This is a genomic window from Actinotalea sp. (assembly GCF_035443605.1).
Lineage (GTDB): Bacteria > Actinomycetota > Actinomycetes > Actinomycetales > Cellulomonadaceae > Actinotalea.
Genome location: NZ_DAORSQ010000013.1, coordinates 10946 through 36200 on the forward strand (window position 1 = coordinate 10946; position 25255 = coordinate 36200).

Genomic DNA, 25255 nt, shown 5'->3' on the forward strand with positions numbered 1-25255 from the left:
CGCCGCCGGCATCGGGCACAGCGCCGCCGGCATCGGGCACCGCGAGCCGGACGTCCACGCCCGCGACGCCGCCGTCGGGCACCGTGCCCTCGACCACCGCGAGCTCGACCGCGAGGGTCTCGCGCGCGACCATCTCGGCATGCGCCGTCAGGGCGTCGACCCGCTCCGCCGGGACCGTGAGGACCAGCGCGATACGGTCGGCGACCTGCAGCCCGGCGGCCTTGCGGGCGTCCTGCACGGCCCGCACGACGTCCCGCGCGAAGCCCTCGGCACGCAGCGCGTCGTCCAGCGCGGTGTCGAGCAGCACCACCTCGCCGCCGCGCAGCACGGCGGCGACCTGATCGGTCGGGGCGCCCTCCGCCACGACGGTGGCGAGCTCGTACTCGTGCTCCACCAGCTCCACCGGTCCGGCGGCGGTCTGCACCACGACGACCCCGTCGGTCACGTGCCAGTCGCCGGCCTTGGCCGCCCGGAGGACGTCCTGCACCCCACGGCCCAGGCGCGGACCGGCTGCCCGCGCGTTGACCGACAGCCGGTGCGCGACGCCGAGGTCGGCCAGGCTCACCTGCACCAGGTCCACGAGCGTCACGTGCTGGACGTTGAGCTCGCTGCGGAGCAGCTCGACGTAGGGCTCGATCGCCGCCGGGTCGGCCAGGGCGACGGCGAGCTCACGCAGCGGCTGCCGCACGCGCAGGCCGTGCGCCTTGCGCAGGCCGAGGGCGGCCGAGACGATCTCGCGCACCTCGTCCATCGCGCCGACGAGGGCCGGGTCGGCCGCCAGCACCCGCTCGACGACGAGGCCGTCTGCCGCGGCGGTCGCCGGCCAGTCCGTCAGGTGCACGCTGCGTCCGCCCGTCAGCCCGCGCCAGATCTCCTCGCTGAGCAGCGGGGCGAGCGGGGCCATGACACGCGTCAGCACCTCCAGCGCGGTGGCCAGGGTGTCGAACGCGTCGCGGTCCTCCGACCAGAAGCGCTCACGCTGGGTCCGCACGTACCAGTTGGTCAGCACGTCGAGGTGCTCACGCACCGACTCGCAGGCCCCCGGGACGTCGTAGGCGTCGAGCTGGCCGGTCACGGTCGCCACGAGGTCGTGCGTGCGGGCCAGCAGGTAGCGGTCCATCGGCGCCAGCCCGGCCACGCGGCCCGCCGTCAGCTGCTGCGCGACGTAGCCCGCGCCCCCGTCGGCCGCCCCCGCGTACAGCGTGAAGAAGTTCCACGTGCTCCACAGCGGCAGGAGCACCTGGCGCACCTCGGCGCGGATGCCCTCCTCGGTCACCACGAGGTTGCCCCCGCGCAGGATGGGGCTCGCCATGAGGAACCAGCGCATCGCGTCCGAGCCGTCGCGCTCGAAGACCTCGTTGACGTCCGGGTAGTTGCGCAGCGACTTGCTCATCTTGCGGCCGTCGGAGCCCAGGACGATGCCGTGCGAGACGCACGTGCGGAAGGCCGGGCGGTCGAACAGCGCCGTCGCGAGCACGTGCAGCGTGTAGAACCAGCCGCGCGTCTGGCCGATGTACTCGGTGATGAAGTCGCCCGGGTAGTGGTCCTCGAACCAGTCGCCGTTCTCGAACGGGTAGTGCACCTGGGCGTAGGGCATCGAGCCCGAGTCGAACCACACGTCCAGGACGTCCGGGATGCGGCGCATGGTGGCGCGGCCCGTCGGGTCGTCAGGGTTGGGGCGCGTCAGCTCGTCGATGAAGGGGCGGTGCAGGTCGGGCTCGCCCGACTCGTTGAGCGGGAGGCGGCCGAAGTCGGCCTCGAGCTGGGCCAGCGAGCCGTAGACGTCGACGCGCGGGTACGACGGGTCGTCCGACTCCCAGACGGGGATGGGCGTGCCCCAGTAGCGGTTGCGGGAGATCGACCAGTCCCGCGCACCGGACAGCCACTTGCCGAACTGGCCGTCCTTGATGTGGTCCGGCACCCAGGTGATGTCGTCGTTGAGCTCGACCATCCGGTCGCGGAACGCGCTGACCTTGACGAACCAGCTGGACACCGCCTTGTAGATGAGCGGGTTGCGGCACCGCCAGCAGTGCGGGTACGAGTGCTCGTACGTCTCGTGCCGCACGACGACGGCGCGCTGGGCCGGTGCGACCCCGGCCAGCGGCCCGGTGCCGGCCTTGAGGTCAGCGATGACCAGCGGGTTGGCGTCGAACACCAGCCGGCCCGCGTAGTCGGCGACCTCGGCCGTGAACCGGCCCTTGGCGTCCACCGGCACCACCGGGACGATCCCCGCGGCGTCGCACACGGCCATGTCGTCCTCGCCGAAGGCCGGCGCGAGGTGCACGATCCCCGTGCCGTCCTCCGTCGAGACGAAGTCGGCCGTGAGCACGCGATGGGCGTTGTCGCGGCCCTCGAAGTAGCCGAACGGCGGCGTGTAGCGCAGGCCGGCCAGCGCGCTGCCTGGCACGCGCGCGACCACCCGCGGGTCCTCGCCGAGCTCGCGGGCGTAGGCACCGAGCCGCGACGCGGCGAGCAGCACGTGCTCGCCCGCGAGCGCGCCGTCGGCCGGGACCACCGTGACGTACTCGATCCCGGGGCCCACCGCGAGGGCGAGGTTGGACGGCAGCGTCCAGGGCGTCGTCGTCCACAGCAGGGCGAGGTCGCCGGTCTCCAGGCGCACGCCGACCGTCAGCGCGGGGTCCTGGCGCGAGGCGTAGACGTCGTCGTCCATCCGCAGCTCGTGGTTGGACAGCGGCGTCTCGTCGCGCCAGCAGTACGGCAGGACGCGGTAGCCCTCGTAGGCCAGGCCCTTGTCGTAGAGCTGCGCGAAGGCCCAGACGACGGACTCCATGTAGCTGACGTCGAGCGTCTTGTAGTCGTTCTCGAAGTCCACCCAGCGCGCCTGGCGGGTGACGTACTCCTGCCACTCGCCGGTGTACTTCAGCACCGAGCTGCGGCAGGCCTCGTTGAACGCCGCGATGCCCATCTCGTCGATCTGCGACTTGTCGGTGATCCCGAGGATCCGCTCGGCCTCGAGCTCGGCCGGCAGGCCGTGGGTGTCCCACCCGAACCGGCGCTCTACCCGGCGGCCGCGCTGCGTCTGGTAGCGCCCGACGATGTCCTTGGCGTAGCCGGTCAGCAGGTGCCCGTAGTGCGGCAGGCCGTTGGCGAAGGGCGGGCCGTCGTAGAAGACGAACTCGTTGGCCCCTTGGTCCCCGGCCGCTCGCTGGTCGACGGAGGCCTGGAAGGTGCCGTCCGCGGCCCAGTGGGCCAGGACCTCGCGCTCGATCGCCGGCAGGTCGGGCGATGCGGGGACGGCGGAGTCCGGACGGTGCAGGGGGTAGGCCACGAGTGGTCTCCTTCGGCGCCACGGGGCGCGCACGGCAGGCGGGCCACGAGGACGACGGACCCGGACCGGCCGGGGACCACCGCGGTACCACCTCGCTTGCCGACGCCCCGCACGCGGGTCACCGACCACTCTCGACGGCTGTGACGGGCCTGCCCCGTCCGGTTCTACTGAGGCCGCGGTGGCGCGGCCCGTTCTTCCGGAGGCTCGCCGGTGATGGCCGGGTCGACGCCTGTGCGGGCGATCCTACGCGGTGACCGGCGGGAGCGCAGACCAGGGGAACGTGATCCACCGGGCGGTGCGCCGCCAGACGAAGTCGGGGTCGACCACCGAGTGCGGCTTGGCGTACAGCACCGCGGTGCGCACCTCGAGGCAGTGCGGGGTCATGAGGCGCTGCACGAGGGCGAGGGTCTCGCCCGTGTCCGCGACGTCGTCGACCAGCAGGGCGCTGAGCCCGTGCAGCGCGGCGGTGTCCAGCAGCGGAGGCAGCACCACCGGGTCCGGGAGTCGCTCGTCGACCCCCGTGTAGAACTCGACGTTGAGCGTGCCGACGGCCTTGGTGCCCAGCGCGTAGGCGATCGCGCCGCCCGGTGGCAACCCGCCCCGCGCGACGGCCACGACGACGTCGGGCACGAAGCCCGACGCCACCACGGCGGTGGCGAGCTCGCGCACGGCCGAGCCGAAGCGCTCCCACGTCAGGTCCTCGCGGTCGGTGGGCAGCTCCTGGCCGGGGGCGGTCTCGCTCATGGTCGCAGCCTAGGCGCGGGCCGGGCACGGGTCGGTGGCCGCGCGGGGTCGGGGACCGGCCGGGGCCGGGGCGCCGCACGCTGCGGCCGTGGTGCCGGCGAGACCGTGGCGCCGGCGAGTCCTGGGTGCTCGTGAGGCCTGGGTGCTGGCGCCGCCACCGTCGCGGTCGTCGTAGCGGCGCCTGGTACCCGTGGCGCTGGTGGGGCGCCGCGGCCCGGACTCACGCACCACCCGCACCATCGGCCGCCATGACGACCGGGTGTGCGCTGTCCGCGCGCGGCGAGCCCGGGGTTGACCTTGACGTAACGTGAAGTTCTACCGTGGTGCAGGTCCGAGAGGAGGACGCGTGGAGGTCTCGATCCAGGAGGTCGCCCGGCTGGCCGGCACGACGAGCCGCACCCTGCGCCACTACGACGCGATCGGGCTGCTGCCGCCGAGCAGGGTGGCCGGCAACGGCTACCGCTGGTACGACGACGACTCGCTGGTCCGGCTGCAGCGCATCCTGCTGCTCCGGGACCTGGGCCTGCCCCTGCCGCAGATCGGGCGGGTGCTGGACCGGCAGGGCGACGAGGCCGGCGCGCTGCGGGACCACCTCACCTGGCTGCGTACCGAGCAGCACCGGCTGGCGCGGCAGATCGCGTCGGTCGAGCGGACGATCACGGCACGCACCGAAGGAGGACGGCTCATGGCCGAGGACATGCTGGACGGGTTCGACCACACGCGGCACCGCGAGGAGGTCGAGCAACGCTGGGGCGCGGAGGCCTACGCGTCGGGCGACCGCTGGTGGCGCGGGATGTCCCCGCCCGAGCAGGCGGGGTGGAAGCAGCGGGCCGACGACCTGGGCGCGGACTGGCGGGCGGCCGCCGCCGCGGGCCTCTCGCCCCAGGACCCGGGTGCGCAGGCCCTGGCCCGACGCCACGCGGACTGGCTCGCGGCGATCCCCGGCACCCCCGGGTTCGGCACGGGCGCCCCCGCCAGGGCCTACCTGCTGGGCCTCGGCGAGATGTACGTCGCCGACGAGCGGTTCGCAGCGAGCTACGGGGGGACGCAGGGTGCGACGTTCGTGCGCGACGCCCTGACCGTGTACGCCGAGCGGAACCTCTAGGGCCAGCTCGGGCGGCGGGGTCGGCACCGTGGTGCCGTCGCGCCGGCGGTGGTCAGCCGGATGTCCCTGCCCGCCGCCAGGGCGTCCAGAGCCGTGGGGTCCGCCATGCGCCGGGACCCTCGCCGCGGCGCCTCGGTGCCGAGCGACGGAGCCCGAGGTCGCGGCGCGGCGCAGCCTCACGATCCGCACGGCGCGGCCGATGGGTGCCACGAGCGGGCCAGCGGGGCCGGGAACGGAGGTGCGGGTGTCCGTGCTGGACGAGCGCATCGTGGACGGCGGACGCGGGGACGGGTACGGCGAGCAGATCGAGGAGCTCGAGTTCCTCCTCGAGGCCGACCCGACCCTCGGCGCCCGCCGCGCGGCGGCCCACGTGCGGGCGGCCCGCGCCGAGCGCGACGACGACGCCGAGATGCGGCTGTCGTACTACCTCGCGCTGGCGCACCACGTGCAGGGGCACGACGTCGCGGCGCTCGCGGCGGCCGCTCGGACCGAGCAGCTCGCCCTGGGCCGCGGTGACCTCGCGTGGCAGTCCCGCGCGCTCGCCTGCCGGGGCATGGTGCACCACGAGATCGGTGACGTCGAGGACGCGGTGGACCTGCTGCGCCGGGCCGTCGACCTGCGCCGCGAGGCGCACGACGACGCGGGGACGGCCGAGGTGCTGACGAGCCTCGGCCGGGTCTACATCGGCATGTCGCAGTTCGCCCCCGAGGCGGCCTCGACCCTCGCGGAGGCGCGGCGGCTGTGGCTCACGGCCGGCGAGCCCGACGGCGCCTCGACCGCCCTGACCCACCTCGCCACGAACTACGTCGTCATGAGCCAGCGGATCGCGCGCACCAACAGCCGGGGCGCCCTCGCGGCGGCGCGCAAGGCGCTCGAGGTGGCACAGCAGGCCGTCGACGAGGCCGACGCCGCCGGCCTCAGCCGCACGGCGATCGACGCCCGGCTCGCCGTCGTCGGCGCGCACCTCGTCAGCGGGGACCTCGAGGCTGCCGGGGTCACCCTGCGCGCCACCACGACGATGCAGACCCGCTTCCCCGCCCCGCGCCAACAGCTCGCCCTGCACCGCGTCCGGGCCGCGTGGCTGGCGCAGACCGGGCGGTGCGCCGACGCGATCGACGAGGTCGACGCCGGGCTGCGGATGTGTGACGTCCTCGACCGCCCCGCGGACCGGGTCGAGCTGCTGCGCACGCGCGTGGACGCCCTGGAGCGCTCGGGCGACGTCGTCGGTGCGCTGGGCACGCTGCACGAGCTGCACGACCTCACCGTCGAGCTGGGCGAGGCCGTCGCGGCGCGGCGGGCGGTGCTGCTCAGCTCACGGCTCGAGGTCGAGCGGGCCGAGCGGGTCGCGGAGGCCGAGCGCCGCCGGTCGAGCGCGCTGGAGGCCCGCAACGAGCGCCTCGCGTACGAGGCGAGCCACGACGTGCTCACCGGGCTGGCCAACCGGCGCGCGCTCGACGACGACCTCGTCGCCCGCGCGGAGGGCGGTGCGCGCCCGTTCACGCTCGCCCTGGTGGACGTCGACCACTTCAAGCGGGTCAACGACGAGTGCTCGCACCAGACCGGTGACGAGGTGCTCGCGCGGCTCGGCGCGGTGCTGGCCGCGTCGGTGCGGCCCGGCGACCTCGCGGCCCGCTACGGCGGGGAGGAGTTCGCCCTCGTGCTCGACGGCGCCGACCGGGAGGTCGCGCGCGGCGTGTGCGACCGGGTCCGGTCGGTCGTCGCGGCGCTCGACTGGCCGCACGACGTCCCCGGCGGGCGCGTGACGGTGAGCATCGGCGCCGCCGCGCGCACGGCGACGACGACCGTCGACGAGGTGCTTGCGCGCGCGGACGCGGCGCTCTACCTGGCGGAGGCGGACGGCCGTAACCGGGTGCAGCTCGCCGACTGACGCGACGGCGCCGGCCGCCCGCAGCACGACGGCCCGCGGACGGCCGGTCACCGCCCCGGCGTCACTCCTCGAAGGCCCCGACGTCGCAGCCCGCACCGATCGGCCGGACCACCCGCCGCTGGTCGAGGGAGACCCCGGCCGCGCACAGCACCGTGCGGCCGTCTGCGCCGCGCGCCCCGACGGGGATGGCGTCGAGGGCCGGGCTGTCTGCGCGCAGCGCCATGGTCTGCGTGGGGCCACCGTTCCAGGCCAGCGCCTCGAGGGCGACGTCGAGGATCCCCTCCGGGGCGTCGATCTGATCGCCCACGGTGGGCACGATCTCGCAGTACCACCCGTCCGTCGTCCCCATGACGACGTACCCGTTGGACACCGCGGGGCCGGCGCAGTCGGATCCGGAGGCTCCGGCCTGGTTGCCCCCCAGTACGCTCGCCTCGAGGACGACGGCGGCCGAGGCGTCGATGTCCAGGCCACCACCGATCCACTGCGCGGTGTTGCGCCCGACGGTGGAGTAGCTCAACCGGAGCGTCCCGGCCCCGACCGCGATCCCGCCGCCGTCGCCGTTCGACGTGTTGCCGGAGACCGTCGAGGTCGCGACGGTCGCCCGGCCGGTCGTGAAGAGGCCGCCGCCGCGCTCGGCCGTGTTCTCCGTGATGGTGCTGCGCTGCACCGCGAGCGTCCCCGTGCTGCTCACGCCACCGCCGTCGGTGCCGGTGTTGCCGCGCACCGTCGAGGAGAAGAGGGTCAGCGTGCCGCCGTTGAGCACCCCCGGGCCGGTGTCCCCGGACGGGTGGGTGACCAGCAGGCGCGTCATCGTGAGCCGTGCCCCGGCGGGCACGGCGACCGTCGGCTGACCCGCCCGCCCGACGAGCGTCGTCACGGGCACCGCCGCGGTCCACCGCCCGACGAGGCTGATGTCGGCCGCGACGACGATCGACCCGCGGCACACACCCTGCACCTCGATGACGTCGCCGGCGCGCGCCGCGGCCACGGCGCGGGCGAGCGCAGCCCCCGTGTCGGGGCCGTAGGTCACGCCCAGCGTGGTGTTGGTCGCGACGCACCCCCGGCCGCCGGCCGCCGCCGGACCGGCCGACAGCGCACCGACCGCGATCACCGCGAGGACGAGTGCCAAGACTCTGCGGGTACGCAGCACACCGGACATCGCAGCCACCTCCGTGGGGGCCCCGGCCGCCGGGGCCGATGACTCCAGCGCACTCCGGGGGTGGGCGCTCGTCCAGGGGACAAGGTCCCGACCGGAGGGTCCGGCTCGCTCAGCCGCGCGCGGTCTGGGTGTTCGAGACCTGCGCGCGGGGCCGCACGACGATCGTGTCGAGGTTGACGTGGTGCGGCCGGGTGAGCGCGAAGGCGATGACGTCGGCGACGTCGTCCGCCTCGAGCGGCTGGTAGCCCTCGTACACCTTCGCGGCCCGCTCGGCGTCGCCGCCGAACCGCACGAGCGCGAACTCCTGCGTCGCCACCGCGCCCGGCTCGACGTCGATGACGCGCACCGGCTGGCCGATGAGCTCCAGCCGCAGGGTGGTGGCGAGCATCCGCTCGGCGTGCTTGGCCGCGGTGTAGCCGCCGCCGCCCTCGTAGGGACCGATCGCCGCGGTGGAGGTCACGACGACGACGTCGCCGCGGCCCGACGCCACGATGAGTGGCAGCAGCGCCTGGGTGACCCGCAGCGTGCCCAGCACGTTGATCTCGTACATCCAGCGCCAGTCCTCGACGTCGGCCGTGGCGACCGGGTCCAGCCCGAGCGCCCCGCCGGCCACGTTGACGAGCGAGGTCAGCCCGCCGGTGGCGTCGCAGTGCTCGGCGAGCCGGGCGACGTCGTCCGCGCTCGTCAGATCGGCCGGGAACGGCTCGGCGCCGGTCTCGGCCGCGAGCCCGGCCAGCCGGTCCGCCCGCCGGGCGACGGCGACCACGTCCCAGCCCTCGGCGCACAGCCGGCGCACGGTGGCGGCGCCGATCCCGGAGGACGCCCCGGTGACGACGGCGCGGGGTCGGTGCGTGCTCATGGGGTCAGCTCCTCGTCGATGACGGTCAGTGCCTCGTCGTAGATCGCGAGCGCGCGGCGCACCTCGTCGTCGGTCACGACGCACGGCGGCACCACGTGCAGGCGGTTGTCCGCCAGGAAGGGCAGCAGCCCCCGTGCCATGAGCTCGGCCTTGAGCCGGCCCATGACCGCAGGTCCCACCGGCGTGCGGAGCTCGCGGTCGGACACCAGGTCGAGCGCCCAGAAGACGCCGAGGCCGCGCACGTCGCCGACGATGCCGTGCCGTGCGGCGAGGTCTGCCAGCCCGGGGCCGAGGACCTCCACACCGATCCGGGCGGCGTTCGTCACGACCCCCTCGCGCTCCATCGCGTCGAGCGCCGCCACGATCGACGCCATCGCGAGCGGGTGGCCGGAGTACGTCAGGCCGCCGGGGAACACGCGGTCGTCGAAGGTGCGCGCCACGGCGTCCGAGAGGATCACCCCGCCGACCGGCACGTACCCCGAGTTGACGCCCTTGGCGAAGGTGATGAGGTCGGGGCGCACGCCGGTGTGGTCGAGCGCGAACCACGCTCCGGTGCGCCCGAAGCCCGCCATCACCTCGTCGAGGATCAGCAGGATGCCGTGGGCGTCTGCGAGCGCGCGGACCCCCTCGAGGTACCCCGGCGGCGGCACGAGCACCCCGCCCGTGCCCACGACCGTCTCGAGCAGGATCGCGGCGATCGAGGCGGGGCCCTCGGCCTCGACGACCCGGCGCAGGTGCGTCAGCGCTCGCTCCGACTCCTGCTCGGGCGTCGTGGCCCAGAACTCGGAGCGGTACAGGAACGGGCCGAAGAAGTGCACGTGGCCCCGTGCGTACTCGTTGGGCACGCGCCGCCAGTCCCCCGTCGCGACGATCGCCGCCCCGGTGTTGCCGTGGTACGAGCGGTACGCGGAGAGCACCTTGTCCCGGCCCGTGTGCAGGCGCGCCATCCGGATGGCGTTCTCGTTGGCGTCGGCCCCGCCGTTGGTGAAGAAGACCTTGGACATGCCAGCCGGCGCGTGCGCGACGATCGCGGCGGCCGCGCGGCCGCGTGCGAGGTTGGCGTGGCCCGGCGCGACCGTCGCCAGCAGGGCCGCCTGCTCGGCGATCGCGGCGACGACGGCGGGATGGCCGTGCCCGATGTTGACGTTGACCAGCTGGCTGGAGAAGTCGAGGTAGCGCCGGCCCTCGTGGTCCCAGACCTCGCTGCCCAGCCCGCCGGCGATGGCGAACGGGGCGAGCGCGCCCTGGGCGGACCACGAGTGGAAGACGTGCGCCCGGTCGAGGGCCAGGGTCAGGTCACCGGCTGCGGCGCCGGTCAGGGGATCGGTCATGGGCTCACCATTCCAGAACGGGCGGGGTGCGGGCAGGGGTGACCGGTCGGGGCGGGTGCGCCGCCCCGACCGGTCACCGCGGGTCGGTCAGCTGCCACCCGGGTTGAGCGTGACCTCGATGGGCTCGAACCCCGCGCCGACGACGTCCAGCCCCTCCTCGGCGAGCTCGGCGAGCGCGCGCTCGACGTACGCGTTGGTGTAGGCCGTCTCCGGTGGGGCCGCCGTGATGATGGTGGCACCCGTCTCGTTGGACGTGGCCATCGCCATCTCGACGGTCGCGGCCCAGGCCTCGGGGTCGACCATGCCGATCCCGCCCGACGTGCTGGGCCAGATGAGCTTGTTGACCTCGTTGGTCATCCACAGCTGGTGGCTGGCCCCCAGGGTGGAGCCGGCCGCGGTCACCGCGTCGGCCGCGGCCTGGACGTCGTCGCGCGCGAACATCCAGCCGCGGATCGAGGCCTTGAGGAACGCGACCGTCGTCTCGACGTACGCCTCGTCGTCGGCGAGGCGGGTGGCATCGGCCCAGATCGCGTCCTGGAGCATCGCCGTGCCGACCTCGTTCCAGTCGATGACCGTGAAGTCCTCCGGCTGGTAGAGCTCGCCCGTCTCGGGGTCCTCGGACTCCAGCAGCTGGGCGTACTCGTTGTACGTCATCGCCTGCGCGGCGTCGATGTCCCCGGCCAGGAAGGCGTTCATGTCGAACGCCTGCTGGACGATCTCGAAGTCCGTGACGCCGGCCTGGTTGAGCCCGGCGAAGAGCTCCCACTCGTTGCCGTAGCCCCAGCTGCCGATCTGCTTGCCTGCGAGGTCCTCGACCGTCTCGATCCCCGCGTCGGCGAAGGCCACCTGGAGCGTGGCGGACCGCTCGAAGATCTGCGCCACGTTGGTGATCTCGGCACCCTGCTCGATGGAGCCGAGCACCTTGGGCACCCACGCGATGGCGAAGTCCACCTCGCCGTTGGCCAGGGCGTCCTGCGGGACGATGTCCCCGCCGCTCGGGAGGATCTCGACCGCGAGCCCCTCCTCCTCGTAGTACCCCTCGGCGAGCGCAGCGTAGTAGCCGGCGAACTGCGCCTGGGTGAGCCACTGACGCCTAAACATTTCTCCGGGGTTTCCCTGGGGCCGGCCGCCGTTTCCCGGGCGTAAACACTGGGACACGGACCGTGACCTCGACGGCGTCCGCACCTGCGCGCCGGGGCCCGGAGCGCGTCGCCGGTGACGAGGAGGTGGGCCGTGCCGCAGGTGCTCCGCGTCGTGGCCGACGCGGTCGAGGACCGCAGCCCCCGTGGCATCGCCGCGGCGATCTCCCGCCTGGTGCTCGACGGCGCCCTGCCCGCCGGCACCCGGCTGCCCACCGTCCGCGAGCTGGGTGCCGCGCTGGGGGTGAGCCCCGCCACCGTGAGCCACGCGTTCCGCGCCCTGGCCGGGGTGGGGCTCGTCGCGTCGCGCGGCCGGGCCGGGACCCGCGTGCTGGGCACGGGCACGACGTGGCTGCCGCCGCGCTACCGCGACCTCGCCGGCCCGCACGGCGGCTTCCGCCTCGACCTCTCCACCGGCACCCCCGACCCGCTGCTGCTGCCCGACCTCGCACCCGTGCTCGCCGGGCTCGGCTCGCGCGCCCTGACCACGAGCTACCTCGACACCCCCGTGCTGCCGGGTCTCGAGCAGCACCTGCGCTCGTCGTGGCCCTACCCGGTCGAGGCGGTGACCGTCGTCGACGGCGCGTTCGATGCGATGGCACGCTCGCTCGAGCTGCTCGTGCGGTTCGGCGACCGCGTGGTCGTCGAGAACCCGTGCTTCCCGCCCCTGCTCGACCTGCTCGACCAGCTCGGCGCCGAGCGCGTCCCGGTGCCGACGGACGAGGCAGGTCTGGTGCCTGCGGGCTTCGCGGCGGCCCTGGCCACCGCACCGGCGGCCGTGGTGCTCCAGCCCCGCGCGCACAACCCGACCGGGGTCTCGCTGACGCCCGGCCGTGCCGCCGAGCTCGCCGGCGCGCTGCGCGGTCACCGGGATGCCGAGCGCACCGTCGTCGTCGAGGACGACCACTCCGGCGCGGTCTCGACCGCCGCCGACGTGAGCCTCGGCACCCACGTGCCCGAGCGTGTGCTCCATGTGCGCTCGTTCTCGAAGTCGCACGGGCCGGACCTGCGGATCGCCGCGCTCGGGGGCCCGGCGGCGCTCGTCGACCGGATCGTCGCGCGGCGCATGCTCGGGCCGGGCTGGACCAGCCGGATGCTCCAGCAGGTGCTGCTCGAGCTGCTCACCGGGAACGACGGGATCCTGGCCGTGACCGAGGCACGCCGGGCCTACCACGCGCGGCAGCGCGAGATGGTCAGGGCACTGCACGCCCACGGCGCGGCGGCGTCACCCGGTGACGGCGTGAACCTGTGGTTGCCGGTCGCCTCCGAGAGCGAGGCGATCGTCCACCTCGCCGCGGCCGGGGTGAGGGTCGCACCCGGGAGGCCGTTCGGCTCCGGGCCCGCCGACGGTCCGGAGCACGTGCGGGTGACGGTCGGGCTGGTGCGCGGCGACGTCGACGCCCTGGGTCGTCTGCTCGCCGCTGCCGCGGCCGCCTGAGGCCGTCACCACGGGCCCGGGCCGGGCTTAGGCTGGGCTGCGAGGACCCCGGGCACGCGCTGGCCCGGTCGCTCGGCCCGGATCTGGGCCGTGGTCCCCGGTCGACAGCTGGCGACCACACCTCCCCCGTGATCCCAGGAGACCTCCGTGCGCACTCGCCCCCTCGTCCGTCCCGGCCCTGCCCTGGTGGCCGCCGCCGCGGGGTGCGCGCTCCTCGCCGGGTGCGCCTCGGCGACCGGCACCTCGACGTCGGCCGCCCCGAGCCGCCCCCCGGCCGGCGACACCGCGGCCACCGAGGCCTACCCGCTGACGCTCGACAACTGCGGCGTCGAGGTCACCCTCACCGGGGCCCCCGAGCGCATCGTGGCGATCAAGTCCAGTGCCATCGAGATGCTGCTCGCGCTGGGCGTCGGCGACCGCATCGTCGGCACCGGCTTCCCCGACGGCCCGCCGCCGGCCGAGCTCGCGGACGCCGCCGCAGAGCTCCCCCAGCTCTCGGACAAGGTCCCGGCCGCCGAGGTGGTGCTCGCGGCAGAGCCCGACCTCGTCGTGGCGGGCTGGGAGTCCAACCTCACCGCCGAGGGCGCCGGGGACCGCGCCACCTTCGCCGACCTCGGCGTGGCCACCTACGTCGCGCCGTCGGCGTGCAAGGACCCGGCCTACCAGCCCGACCGGCTGACGTTCGAGGAGGTCTTCGCCGAGATCACGCAGATGGGCGACGTGCTGGGGGTGCCGGACGCCGCTGCCGACCTCGTCGAGGCCCAGCGGGCCGACCTCGCCGCGCTGGAGCCGGACGGGCGGGGCCTCACCGCGCTGTGGTACTCCTCGGGCGACGACATCCCCTACGTCGGGGCCGGCATCGGCGCACCGCAGATGATCCTCGACGCCGTGGGCGTGACGAACATCGCCGCCGGTCTCGCCGACACCTGGAGCCCGTTCAGCTGGGAGCAGGTGGCGCAGGACGACCCGGACCTCATCGTCCTGGTCGACGCCGCCTGGAACAGCGCGGAGCAGAAGCGCGAGCGGCTGGCGGCGAACCCCGCGACGGCCCACCTCACCGCTGTGCTCGAGGGGCGCTACCTCGTGGTGCCGTTCGCGGCGACGGAGGCGGGCGTGCGCAACGTCGAGGCGGCCGTCGACCTCGCCGGGCAGGTCGCGGCGCTCGACCTCGGATGACCGGCAGCCAGCCGACCGGGACACCCGACGCCGGTACGCCAGGTCGAGGCCCCCTCCGCACCGGCCGCCTCCGCACCGGCCCCCTCCGCACCGGGCCCGCCGTCGTCGGCGCCGCGGTGCTGCTGCTCGCCTCCGTGACGGCCGCGGTGACGGTCGGTCCGGCCGGGATCGCACCGGCGGACGTCTGGGGCTCGATCGGCCACCACCTCGCCGCGCTGCTCGCGCCCGGTGGGGCCGGGGCCGAGCCGCCCCTCGGCCCGCTGCTCGACGGCGTCGTGTGGGACCTGCGCCTGCCGCGCGTGCTCACGGCCGGGGCCGTCGGCGCGGGGCTCGCGGTCGCCGGCACGGTCATGCAGTCGCTGACGCGCAACCCGCTCGCGGACCCGTACCTGCTCGGGCTCTCCTCTGGCGCGTCGCTCGGCGCGGTCGCCGTGCTCGTGCTGGGCGCCGGCGTGCTGCTGCCGGTCGCGGCGTTCGCCGGGGCGCTGGCGGCGCTCGCTGCCGCGCTGGGGCTCGCCGGGTCGCTCGGCACACTGACGCCCGCGCGCACCGTGCTCGCGGGGCTGGCGGTGGCCCAGCTCGCCGCAGCGGGGACCTCCTTCATCATCTTCTGGTCGGCGACCGGGGACTCCTACCGCGAGATCCTCGCGTGGCTCATGGGCTCGCTCGCCGGGGCGGACTGGCCGGCCGTCGCCATCGCCGGCGGCGCGGTGCTCGTGCTCGGCGTCGGGCTGACCGCCAGCGCGCGCACGCTCGACGCGTTCACCTTCGGGGACACCGCTGCCGCGGCGCTGGGCGTGGACGTGGCGCGCACGCGATGGCTGCTGCTCACGGTGGTCGCGCTGCTCACCGGCGCGCTGGTCGCGGTGAGCGGGTCGATCGGGTTCGTCGGGCTCATCGTGCCGCACGCCGTGCGCCTCGTGGCGGGCGGCGCCCACCGCCGGCTGCTGCCGCTCGTCGCGCTCGTCGGCGCGACGTTCCTCGTCTGGGCGGACACCGCGGCGCGCACGCTCTTCGAGCCGCGCGAGCTGCCCGTCGGCATCGTCACGGCGTTCCTCGGTGCGCCCGTCTTCGCGGCGATCCTCTGGCGGCGGCGCAGCGCGAGCGAGGACCTCGCATGAGCCCGGACGGCGGTCGACCGTGACCCTGGACCTCGACCACCTGACGTGGTCCGTCGACGGCCGACGCATCCTCGACGCCGTGGACGTCGCGGCGCCCGCCGGTGCGCTCACGGGGCTGCTGGGTCCCAACGGCGCGGGCAAGTCCACCCTGCTGCGGCTGGTCAGCGGGGTGCTCGCACCCGGCGCCGGCCGCGTGACCCTGGGCGGGCAGGACCTGCTGGCGCTCCCCCGGCGGGCGCGGGCCCGCCGCGTCGCCCTCGTCGAGCAGGAGTCGACCGTGCCGGCGTCCGTGACGGTGCGCGAGGCCGTGCTGCTGGGTCGCACCCCGCACGCCTCACACTGGGGCGGGCTCACCGCGCGCGACCACGCGGTGGCCGACGCCGCCCTGGCCGAGGTCGATGCCACCGCACTGGCGCACCGGCTGCTCGTCACCCTGTCGGGCGGCGAGCGTCAGCGCGTGCACCTGGCCCGCGCGCTGGCCCAGGAGCCGGCGCTCCTGCTGCTCGACGAGCCGACCAACCACCTGGACGTGCACGCCCAGCTCGACACCCTCGCCGTCGTGCGCCGGCTGACCGCGCGCGGGGTGACGGTGCTCGCGGCGCTGCACGACCTCAACCTCGCCGCGACGGCGTGCGACCACCTCGTGCTGCTCGACGCCGGGCGCGTGGTCGCGGCAGGGTCGGTGCACGACGTGCTGCGGCCCGAGGTGCTCGAACCCGTCTACCGGGTGCGGTGCACCGTGCTGCTCCACCCGCGGACGGGGCGCCCCGTGCTGACCTTCGATCCCGCGGACGGGCCGCCACCCGGCGGCACCGCCGACGTCACCCCTGACGTCCCCGACACCCGGAGGCCCCCACCATGACCCAGCGCATCGTCCTGCTCGCCGGCGGCGTCGGCGGGGCGCGGTTCACCCTCGGACTGCGCGAGCACCTCGCCGCGACCGGGGTCGACGCCGAGGTCACCGTCGTGGTCAACACCGGCGACGACCTGTGGCTCGACGGCCTGCGGGTCTGCCCCGACCTGGACACGGTGATGTACACGCTCGGCGGGGTGATCGGCGAGCAGGGCTGGGGCCGCGCGGGCGAGAGCACCCGGGTCGCCGCGGAGCTGCACGCCTACGGGCTCGGCTGGGACTGGTTCACGCTCGGCGACCTCGACCTGGGGACGCACGTGGCGCGCACCGAGCTGCTGCGCCAGGGGCGCACGCTCACCCAGGTCACCGCGCGACTGTGCGAGCGCTGGGCACCCGGCGTGCGCCTGCTGCCGATGTCCGACCAGCCCGTCGAGACGCACGTGGAGGTCGAGCTCGACGGGCGGGTGCGACTCCTCCACTTCGAGGAGTGGTGGGTGCGGCTGCGGGCGGCCGTCCCGGCGCGACGGTTCGTCCAGGTGGGCCTCGGGGACGCCGCGCCCGCGCCCGAGGTGCTGGCAGCGCTCGCGCACGCCGACGTCGTGCTGCTGCCGCCCTCCAACCCCGTCGTCTCGATCGGGACGATCCTGGGCCTGGCGCCGCTCCGCGACGCCCTGCTGGCGACACCGGCCCCCGTCGTCGGGGTGTCCCCGATCATCGGCGGGGCGCCCGTGCGCGGGATGGCCGACGCGTGCCTCGCGGCGATCGGCGTGCCGACGACGGCGGAGGCCGTCGCCCTGCACTACGGCGCGCGGTCCGCCGGCGGGCTGCTCGACGGCTGGCTGGTCGACACCGCCGACGCGGACGCGCTGCCCGGGCTGACCGCGGCGGGGATCGCGGCGCGTGCGCTGCCCCTGCTCATGACCGACGAGGCGTCGACGTCTGCCATCGTCGCGGCGGCGCTCGACCTCGCGTCCGCGCGGGCCCGTGCGGCTCAGTAGGGTCGTCACCGACCCCGAGGCAGGAGGACCACCGTGCTGGCGCTGACGACCGCCCTGCGCTCCGTCACGGGCGCGTACCGGCGCGGCAACCAGGACGCGGTGGGCTGCTCCGACGACTACGCGTTCGTCGCAGACGGCGTGGGCGGCAACGCGGGCGGCGACGTCGCGTCGTGGACGGTGACGCACCGTGCGATGTCGAGCCTCGCCACGCTGCGCCGACCCCTGGGCGAGGCCCGGCTGCGCGCCGTGCTGGCCGACGCCAACGCGGAGCTCGGGCTGCGGGTGGGCCGGGAGCCGGCGCTGACGGGGATGGCGACCACCTTCACGGGCCTGTTCTGCGGCACCCGCTCGGTCCGGGTGGCCCACATCGGCGACTCGCGCGCGCACCTGCTCCGCGGCGGGCGGCTGCGCCGCGTCACCGACGACCACTCGCTGGTCCAGATGCTCGTCGACTCCGGCCACCTCACCGCCGAGCAGGCCGCCCACCACCCGCAGCGCAACATCATCACGCGCTCGCTGTCCGGCCGGCCGGTGGACGCCGGCGGCATCGAGGTGCGCACCGTGCGCGCGGCCCCGGGCGACCGGTGGCTGCTGGCGAGCGACGGCCTGACGGACTACGTGCCCCACCGCGACGTCGCGGAGCTGGTCGCGCGCGGCGGGCCGGAGGAGGCAGCAGACGCGCTCGTCTCCCGTGCGCTCGAGCTCGACGCACGCGACAACGTCAGCGTCCTGGTGTGCGACGTGGTCGAGGTGGGCGGTGGGCCCAGGCCACGGCCGTACCGCTACGGCGGGTCCGCGGCCGCACCGGAGCTCGGCACGGTCATCGACCTGTCGCGCTGAGTCGCGCGCGGCCCCGACCCGCCGGGTTCGGCCGGGTTCGACGACGTCCGGCGCGACTCGGCAGCGGTCAGCGCCGGTCGAGGCGGCAGTAGACCGGCTCGCGGCGCAGCAGCGCTGCCGTCGCCCGGCCCACGCCGAGCCGCGCCGCCGCCCGCAGGTCGGCGGCCGTGTCGACGTCGCGCCGCAGCCCGGGCGGCACGTCGGGCAGTGCCGTGTGCCCGGCCGCCACGTGCGCGGCGAACGAGCCGGGGCCGAAGCGCGGCACCATCTCCCCCGTCAGCGCGGTGAGCAGCGTGGTGCCCGTGCCGTCTGCGTCGGGCACCACGGCGCGCGCGTGCCCAGCTGCCAGGACGAGGGCTGCGTCGAGGTCCGGGCCGACGAGGGCAGGCAGGTCGCCCAGCAGGAGGGCGATCGGCCCTGGTGCGGCGTCGGCGCGCGCCGCGGTGAGCGCCGCCGCGACGCCGGCGGCGAGCGCGGCGTTGAGGCCGCCCCCGGGATCGGCGAGCAGGCGCACGCCCGGGCGGGCCCCGAGCGCTTCGGCGACGCGCGGCTCACCCGTCACCACCACGACGAGGTCGACCTCGCGCGCCGCGAGGGCCGCGTGCACCGTGTCGAGCGCGAGCGCGAGCGCGAGGTCGGCGCGCGCGGGATCCGTGGCGGCCAGGTCGAGCCGCGTCTTGGCGTCCGCGAGCCGCTTGACGGGCACGACGACGGTCCAGCCGGTCACCGGGTTCCCGCCGGCTCGCCGGCCGGGGCCGGGCCGGGCGCACCCGTCGTCGGCGCCATCGGTGCCACCACCTCGTGCGCCGCGGCCCGGCCTGCGGCGAAACCCTCACGCCACGCCTCGGCCGCCCCGACCCGGAACAGGTCGTCAGCGGCCGCGCGCACCGCGGCGCGCGCACCGGTGCCGTCGTCGGCCGTGACGTGGTGGCCCAGGCCGCGCACCACGGCCACCGGTCGCCCCGCCGTCTTGCCCCGCACCAGCTCGCTCGCTGCGGCCACCTGGTCGGCGACGGCCGTGATCGTCGCGCTCATCGCGCGGCCGTGCGCGTCGAGCCCGCCGCGCAGGTCCGCCAGCACCGTGACCCCGGCGGCCCCGATGGCGATGTCCGTCAGCCCCTCGCGCCACGCGCGGCCCGCCGTGTCGGAGACCACCACGCCGAGCCGCAGCCCGAAGCGCGCGGCGAGCGCAGCCCGCAGCCCGCGCGCCGAGGCGTCGGGGTCCACCGGCAGCAGCAGCACCGTGCCCGCGGGGGTGTTGCTCGCGTCCACCCCGGCCGCGGCCATGACCAGGCCGAGCCGGTTCTCGACGATGCGCAGGGTGCCGCCCGGGTGCTCCCGGGTGGCGACCACGCGCACGGTCTCGTCGGTGATGGCCTGCTCGCGGTCGTCAGCTGCGACCACGCGACCCTCGGCCTTGGACACCACCTTGCTCGTCACGACCACGACGTCGCCGTCGGCCAGCGTCCCCGCGAGGGCGTCGCCGACCAGCCGCGCGAGGTCGTCACCGGGGCGGACCTCGCCGATCCCGTCGGGTGCCCAGACCTCGAGCCGGTCGGCCGGGGCCGCGCTCGCGCTCACCGGTGGAGCTTCGGCAGCACCTCGCGGCCGAACACCTCGAGCCACTGCGCCTGGTTGCGACCGACGTTGTGCAGGTAGACCCGGTCGAAGCCCAGGTCGACGTAGCGCTGCAGCTCGGCGCGGTGCACGTCCGGGTCGGCCGAGACGACCATCCGGCCCGCGAAGTCCTCCGGCCGCACCAGCTTGGCCATCTGCTCGAAGTCGAACGGGGAGCGGATGTCGCCCTTGGGGAACTTCATCCCGCCGTTGGGCCACTGCTCCATGGCGTTGGCCATCGCCTCCTCGTCGGTCTCTGCCCACGACAGGTGCACCTGGAGCAGCCGCGGCATCGTCGAGGGGTCCTTGCCCGCCTCGCGTGCGCCCTCGTCGAACTTGGCGAAGAGCCCGGCGATCTTCTCCAGGGGCGCGCCCACGGTGATGAGGCCGTCCGTGAGGCGACCGGCCCGCTTGGCCGTGACGGGACCGGCCGTGGCGACGTAGATCTCCGGCGGCACCTGCGGCATGGTCCACAGCCGGGTGGACTCGAGCTTGTAGAACGGCCCCGAGTGCTTGACGTCCTTGCCGGCGAGCGAGGCCGTGAAGAGCTTGGTGATGACGTCGATCGCCTCGAACATGCGGTTGATCCGCTCGGGCGCCTCGGGCCAGTACGTGCCGAGGATGTGCTCGTTGAGCGCCTCGCCGGAGCCCAGGCCCAGCCAGTGCCGGCCCGGGTACATCGCGGCCAGCGTCGCCGAGGCCTGCGCGACCATCGCCGGGTGCCAGCGGAAGGTCGGCGCCGTGACCCCGGGGCCGATGTCACCGGACGTGCGCTCGCCGAGCGCCGCGAGGACGTTCCAGACGAACGCAGCCTCGCCCTGTGCGGGCACCCACGGCTGGAAGTGGTCGGCCGCCATGACACCGGAGAAGCCGTGCCGCTCTGCCAGCACCGCCAGCTCGAGGATCTCCAGCGGGGCGAACTGCTCCAGCGCCGCCGCGTACCCGACCGTCAGCCCTGCCACCACGACCACCTCTTCCGCCGCCCCGACGGGCGACCTCGTCCGACCCTAACCGGCGCCGTGTGACGACCGCGTGTCGCGGCCTACTCGTAGGAGACGGCCGCGAGCACGTCCAGCCGCGCGGCGCGCACCGCCGGCCACACGGCCGCGAGCACCCCGACGACGACGGCGAGCGCGACGAGCACGCCGAGCTGGTCCCACGGGACCTCCAGCGTGCTGAGCCCCTCGTCCTGGAACACCGTCGGCAGGGTCGCCGCGAGGCCGGCGCCGATCGCGACACCCAGCACGGTGCCGAACACCGCGGTGAGCACCGACTCGATGGTCACCACGGTGGCGAGCTGGAGCCGGCCCAGCCCGACCGCGCGCAGCAGGCCGATCTCGCGTGTGCGCTCGGCGATCGACAGGGCGAGGGTGTTGACGATGCCCAGCACCGCGATGACGATCGACAGGCCCAGCAGCGCGTAGAGGATGACGAGCACCTGGCCGACCTGGTCGGACAGCGCGTCGGCGAACTCCTCGTTGTCCATCACCGAGACGACGATGAAGGGGCTCGCGGCGTCCGTGAGGTCGGACCGCAGGGCGGCGAGGTCCGCGCCGTCGCGGGCCACGACGAAGACCGTGTCGATGGTGGTCTGCGCCGGGGCGACCACCTGCTCGAAGACGTCCTGCGGCAGCACCACCGGCACGCCGACGGCGCGGGAGTCGATGACCGCCCCGATGGTGACCTGCTCGTCACCGGCACCGGAGCGCAGGGTCAGCCGGTCCCCGACCGCCCAGCCCTCCTCGTCCGCCGTCGTGCGCTGCACGGCGACGTCGCCGTCGGCGAGGGAGCCGAGGTCGCCGTCGGTGACCGTGACGTCGAGCGCCGCGTCGAAGACGCCCGGGTCCACGCCGATGACCGCCGTGGTGGCGCCGTCGACCGTGAGCACCCCGACCCGCAGCGCGTCGGCGCGGGCCACGTCCGGCAGGTCGGCGACCTGCGTGACGAGCTCCGCCGGCACGTCGCGCGTCGCGGACTGCAGCAGGTAGTCGGCGGTCGACTCGTTCTCGACGATCGAGCGCGTGGAGGCCTGGGTGGACGCCGCCAGGACGGACGCCGCACCGACCAGCGCCATGCCGATCATCAGCGCGCTGGCCGTGCTCGCGGTGCGCCGCGGGTTGCGTGTGACGTTGCCGCGGGCCAGGCCGCCCAGCGGCCTCAGTGCGGCGACGGCCGGTGCGGCGAGCACGCGCAGCGCGCCGGGGACGACGGTGGGCGCGAGCAGCAGGACGCCGAGGACGACGCCCGCCGCCCCGGCGCCGAGCACGGGGCCCGGGCCGTCGACCCAGCCGGCGGTGGCGGCGACGACGGCCGCGACGCCGCCGACGGTCAGCACGCCGCCGAGCAGCGCGCGCAGCGCCGAGCCCCGGTCGTGGACCACCACCTCGTCGCGCATGGCCTCGACGGGGGGCGTCAGCGCAGCCCGCCGCGCCGGGATCGCCGCAGCGACGAGGCTCACCGTCGTGCCGATCGCCACCGAGACCGCGACGGTGAACCCGTCGAGCGGGATGGTGCCGGACAGCTCCATGCCCATGGCGGCCAGCACCCCGCGCAGGATCGCGACGAGACCCACCCCCGCACCCACGCCGAGCGCCGAGCCGAGCACGCCGACCACGGCGGCCTGGACGAGGATCGAGACGAGCACCTGGAGCGGGGAGGCACCGATCGCGCGGAGCATGGCGAACTCACGCTGACGCTGGCGGACGGTCATCTGGAAGGTGTTGGCGATGATGAACGCACCGACGAAGAGCGAGATCGCCGCGAAGACGAGCAGGAACGTCGAGATGAAGCCGAGCACCTGGTCGATCTGCTCCTGGGCCTCGTCGCGCAGCGTGGTGCCGGTCTCGGCCTCGACGTCGGCACCGCCCACCGCGGCCTCGAGCCGGTCGACGAGCTCGGCCTCCGAGACGCCGTCTGCCGCGTAGACCGCGATCGAGGCGACCTCGCCGTCTGGGGCGAAGATCTCGGTGGCCGTGTCGACGTCGAGGAAGATGATCGTCGCCCCGGCGGTCGGGGCACCGAAGGAGACCTCGCCGACGACGTCGACCTGGGTCACGGCGCCGCCCAGCACCACGGTCGTGGTGTCGCCCAGCGCGAGCCCCGAGCGCTCCAGCGTGCCGCTGACCAGCGCGATCTCGTCCGGTCCGCCCGGGGCACGGCCGTCGACCACCTCGGCGCCGGGGTCGCGCGGGTCGAGCCCGATGGCGAAGCTCGGCGCACCGCCGCCGCCCGCGACGACCGCCGTGCCGTCCGCCCCGACGAGCACCACGGGGCCGGAGATGTCGGGGATCGCGGCGGTCACGCCGTCGACGTCGGACGCCTCGTCGGCGAGGCTCAGCGGGACCAGCGCCCGCGTGGAGGTGCCGACGGTCGCCGCGCCACCGCCGCCGGCCAGGGCGTCCTCGACGGGCTCGGCCGGGCCGCGCAGGTAGGCGTCGCCCACCAGCGAGGACGCGACGATGTCGCTGAAGGTGCTCGAGAGCATCGTGCGCAGCGCGAAGGTGCCGGCCACGAAGGCGACGCCGAGCAGCACGGCCACGACGGACATGACGAACCGCCCGAGGTGGCTGCGGATGCCCCGCAGGGCGACCCGGGTCATCGGTGGTCCGCGGCCTGGTCGGCCGGGCCGGGCTGGGCGGCGTCCCGCGCCGCGCGGCGCGAAGCCCGGGTCTCCTCGCCGGCGCTCGCGGCGAGCGCGGCGCGCTCGGCCCGCGCCACGCGCGCGGCCTGCTCGAGCACGGCGGGGTGGTCGGCGACCGACGCGTGCGCGCCGGTGGGCGTGGGCTCGCGCCGGCCGACGCCGAGGCCGCGCAGGGCGTCGAGGACGGACTCGGCCGTGGGGTGCTCCAGCTCGCCGACGAGGCGGCCGTCCGCGAGGAAGAGGACCCGGTGGGCGTAGGAGGCCGCGGTCGGGTCGTGGGTCACCATGACGACGGCCTGGCCGAGCTCGTCGACCGAGCGGCGCAGGAAGGCGAGGACCTCGCCGGACGAGCGCGAGTCGAGGTTCCCGGTCGGCTCGTCCGCGAAGACCACGGACGGGCGCGAGACGAGGGCGCGGGCGCACGCGACGCGCTGCTGCTGGCCGCCGGAGAGCTCGCTCGGGCGGTGGTCGAGCCGGTCGCGCAGCCCGACGGCGTCCACGACGGTGTCGAACCACGCGCGGTCCACGGGCGTGCGCGCGATGTCCGCAGGCAGGGTGATGTTCTCCTCTGCGGTCAGGGTGGGGATGAGGTTGAAGGCCTGGAAGACGAAGCCGAGGCGCGTGCGGCGCAGCCGCGTGAGCTGGCGCTGGTTCATCCGCCCGACGTCGTCGCCGTCGACGTGGACCGCGCCGCTCGTCGGCGTGTCCAGGCCGGCCATGCAGTGCATGAGGGTGGACTTGCCCGAGCCGGACGGACCCATGATCGCGGTGAGCTCGCCGCGGGCGATGTCGACGCTGACGCCGTCGAGCGCGCGCACGGCCGCCTCGCCGGTGCCGTAGACCTTGACCAGGTCCCGCGTCGAGGCGATCTGCCCCGCGGCGACCGGGTCCGGGCTGAGAGCGCGCATGGAGATGTCCTTCACGTCGTGGTGGGTGCACCCATCATCGCCGCTGGAGGTGGGGCCACGGATCAGGGAACACCCCCAGCATCCCCTGACTTCCCGGGCGGGGGCGCGGGGCGCGCGGGTGGGTGGGGTGGGCGGGGTGGGCGGCGGGTCAGCTGCCGTCGGCCTCCGCCTGCTCCCAGCACAGGATTGCGGGAAGCCGGCCGTCGCGGAGGAGGTCGAGCACGGCGCGCTCGTGCGGGACGACGGGCTCCGGCAGGCGGTCCAGTCCGAACCACTGCATGTCGCCCGCCCGGTCAGGCTCGCGGATGGTCGGATCGCCCTCCCATACCTCTGTCGCGAAGAAGAAGTCGCACCGCTGCTCCACCGCCGGACCGTCGATCTGGAACCGGTGCAGGGTGGCGAGCGGCACCAGATCAGGCGGTTCGATCCGGACTCCGCTCTCCTCCCGAGCCTCACGGACCGCCGCGCCGTGCGCCGACTCCCCAGTTTCGACATGCCCGGCGAGCAACGCCCAGTGCCCATCCAGATAGCCCGTGCCGCGCCGCAGCTGGAGCAGGACGGTGTTCCCCTTCCGGAGCAGCACGTACGAGGCCGCAACGAGGTGGACCGCGCCACTGCGCCGCTTCGACTTCGGAGCCATCGCAACATCCCTCCGCTCGCTGGTGCTACCGCCCGGTCGGGACGGATCGGGATCGAGGCGATGTGAGCCTCGCCCCCTCGACAAGGGGCGCCCGGACGACGCGTGTCGGTGGTCGATCGTACACTCGTTCGAAGAGGAGATGGGGTGATGCGAGTGGCCGAGCAGGGGTGGCAGGCGACGGTCGAGCGGCTGCGGGCGGAGGTCGATGCCGTGCTCGCGCTGGACGTCGCCGCCCTCGAGGCCGCCGACGCCGGCGCGCTGCGTCGGTCGCTGCGCCGGGCGACCGACCAGCTCCAGGCCGTCGCCGCGCGGCTGCTCGCGCGCGTGGAGGACGACGGCCGCTGGGCCGCCGGCGGCACGCGGACCTTCGGCGAGTGGGTCGCGCGGCGCGAGCTGACCTCCGTCGGTGCCGCCCGGCGCGAGGCGGAGCTGGGCCGCGCGCTCGAGTCCGACCTGCCGGCGACGGCCCGAGCCGTCGCGGCCGGTGAGCTGAGCCTCGAGCACGCCCAG

At 75.2% G+C, this 25255-nt stretch carries 20 protein-coding genes and 1 pseudogene; 9 read left to right on the forward strand and 12 right to left on the reverse strand.

Annotation, left to right across the window (positions count from 1 at the left end):
• Together ileS and PKY62_RS02830 are read right to left on the reverse strand one after the other, a co-directional pair.
• Positions 1-3289, reverse strand: a 3289-nt coding sequence (gene ileS, locus PKY62_RS02825) for an isoleucine--tRNA ligase (RefSeq protein WP_324534645.1), incomplete at its 3' end; no start/stop codon positions are given.
• 243 nt (positions 3290-3532) lie between these two features.
• A complete protein-coding gene (locus tag PKY62_RS02830; RefSeq protein WP_324534647.1) occupies positions 3533-4033 on the reverse strand; it encodes a phosphoribosyltransferase in 501 nt (166 codons plus the stop codon).
• Positions 4034-4379: 346 nt separating this feature from the next.
• Here PKY62_RS02830 and PKY62_RS02835 point away from each other — a divergent pair, with 346 nt between their 5' ends.
• Positions 4380-5138, forward strand: a complete 759-nt coding sequence (locus tag PKY62_RS02835) for a MerR family transcriptional regulator (RefSeq protein WP_324534649.1) — start codon at positions 4380-4382, stop codon at positions 5136-5138.
• Between the two features lie 244 nt (positions 5139-5382).
• A complete protein-coding gene (locus PKY62_RS02840; protein WP_324534651.1) occupies positions 5383-7026 on the forward strand; it encodes a diguanylate cyclase in 1644 nt (547 codons plus the stop codon).
• Between the two features lie 61 nt (positions 7027-7087).
• Here PKY62_RS02840 and PKY62_RS02845 read toward each other — a convergent pair whose 3' ends face one another.
• The 4 genes from PKY62_RS02845 to PKY62_RS02860 form a co-directional block, all read right to left on the reverse strand.
• Complete coding sequence (locus PKY62_RS02845; protein WP_324534653.1) at positions 7088-8155, reverse strand: choice-of-anchor Q domain-containing protein; 1068 nt, start codon at positions 8153-8155, stop codon at positions 7088-7090.
• 139 nt (positions 8156-8294) lie between these two features.
• Positions 8295-9044, reverse strand: coding sequence for an SDR family oxidoreductase (locus tag PKY62_RS02850; RefSeq protein WP_324534655.1), 750 nt, complete (start codon positions 9042-9044; stop codon positions 8295-8297).
• The gene (locus PKY62_RS02855; RefSeq protein ID WP_324534657.1) at positions 9041-10375 is read right to left on the reverse strand and encodes an aspartate aminotransferase family protein; all 1335 of its coding nucleotides are present in this window, start codon (positions 10373-10375) and stop codon (positions 9041-9043) included. The genes PKY62_RS02850 and PKY62_RS02855 overlap by 4 nt, the downstream gene beginning before the upstream one ends.
• An 87-nt stretch (positions 10376-10462) precedes the next feature.
• Positions 10463-11476 (reverse strand): ABC transporter substrate-binding protein, encoded by a 1014-nt coding sequence (locus tag PKY62_RS02860; protein WP_324534658.1) that lies wholly within the window; start codon positions 11474-11476, stop codon positions 10463-10465.
• 132 nt (positions 11477-11608) lie between these two features.
• Between PKY62_RS02860 and PKY62_RS02865 the strand changes: the two genes are divergently transcribed.
• The 6 genes from PKY62_RS02865 (at position 11609) to PKY62_RS02890 (ending at position 17940) form a co-directional block, all read left to right on the forward strand.
• Entirely contained in the window at positions 11609-12952 is a 1344-nt protein-coding gene (locus tag PKY62_RS02865) for an aminotransferase class I/II-fold pyridoxal phosphate-dependent enzyme (protein WP_324534660.1), read from the forward strand.
• Positions 12953-13099: 147 nt separating this feature from the next.
• Entirely contained in the window at positions 13100-14128 is a 1029-nt protein-coding gene (locus PKY62_RS02870; RefSeq protein WP_324534662.1) for a putative F420-0 ABC transporter substrate-binding protein, read from the forward strand.
• Positions 14125-15249, forward strand: coding sequence for a putative F420-0 ABC transporter permease subunit (locus PKY62_RS02875; RefSeq protein WP_324534664.1), 1125 nt, complete (start codon positions 14125-14127; stop codon positions 15247-15249). The genes PKY62_RS02870 and PKY62_RS02875 overlap by 4 nt, the downstream gene beginning before the upstream one ends.
• Positions 15250-15268: 19 nt before the next feature.
• A complete protein-coding gene (locus PKY62_RS02880) occupies positions 15269-16111 on the forward strand; it encodes an ABC transporter ATP-binding protein (protein ID WP_324534666.1) in 843 nt (280 codons plus the stop codon).
• Positions 16108-17100: a 2-phospho-L-lactate transferase gene (gene cofD / locus PKY62_RS02885; protein WP_324534668.1), complete on the forward strand. Its 993-nt coding sequence runs from the start codon at positions 16108-16110 to the stop codon at positions 17098-17100. Before PKY62_RS02880 ends, cofD begins: the two co-directional genes overlap by 4 nt.
• Positions 17101-17133: 33 nt before the next feature.
• On the forward strand, positions 17134-17940 hold the full coding sequence (locus tag PKY62_RS02890; protein WP_324534670.1) for a PP2C family protein-serine/threonine phosphatase: 807 nt from the start codon (positions 17134-17136) through the stop codon (positions 17938-17940).
• A gap of 67 nt (positions 17941-18007) precedes the next feature.
• On the opposite strand, the gene cofC is transcribed toward PKY62_RS02890, so the two are convergent.
• From cofC to PKY62_RS02920, 6 genes and pseudogenes are all read right to left on the reverse strand, one after another.
• Positions 18008-18667 (reverse strand): 2-phospho-L-lactate guanylyltransferase, encoded by a 660-nt coding sequence (gene cofC / locus PKY62_RS02895; RefSeq protein ID WP_324534672.1) that lies wholly within the window; start codon positions 18665-18667, stop codon positions 18008-18010.
• Entirely contained in the window at positions 18664-19521 is an 858-nt protein-coding gene (cofE, locus tag PKY62_RS02900) for a coenzyme F420-0:L-glutamate ligase (protein WP_324534674.1), read from the reverse strand. Before cofE ends, cofC begins: the two co-directional genes overlap by 4 nt.
• Positions 19518-20519 (reverse strand): TIGR03557 family F420-dependent LLM class oxidoreductase, encoded by a 1002-nt coding sequence (locus PKY62_RS02905; RefSeq protein WP_324534676.1) that lies wholly within the window; start codon positions 20517-20519, stop codon positions 19518-19520. Before PKY62_RS02905 ends, cofE begins: the two co-directional genes overlap by 4 nt.
• Before the next feature lie 80 nt (positions 20520-20599).
• Positions 20600-23155, reverse strand: coding sequence for an ABC transporter permease (locus PKY62_RS02910; RefSeq protein WP_324534678.1), 2556 nt, complete (start codon positions 23153-23155; stop codon positions 20600-20602).
• 203 nt (positions 23156-23358) lie between these two features.
• Positions 23359-24105 (reverse strand): annotated as a pseudogene (locus tag PKY62_RS02915) (ABC transporter ATP-binding protein); the annotation flags it as partial.
• A gap of 148 nt (positions 24106-24253) precedes the next feature.
• On the reverse strand, positions 24254-24745 hold the full coding sequence (locus PKY62_RS02920; protein WP_324534680.1) for an NUDIX hydrolase: 492 nt from the start codon (positions 24743-24745) through the stop codon (positions 24254-24256).
• Between the two features lie 147 nt (positions 24746-24892).
• Between PKY62_RS02920 and PKY62_RS02925 the strand changes: the two genes are divergently transcribed.
• A partial coding sequence (locus tag PKY62_RS02925; protein WP_324534682.1) for a DUF222 domain-containing protein occupies positions 24893-25255 on the forward strand: 363 nt, incomplete at its 3' end.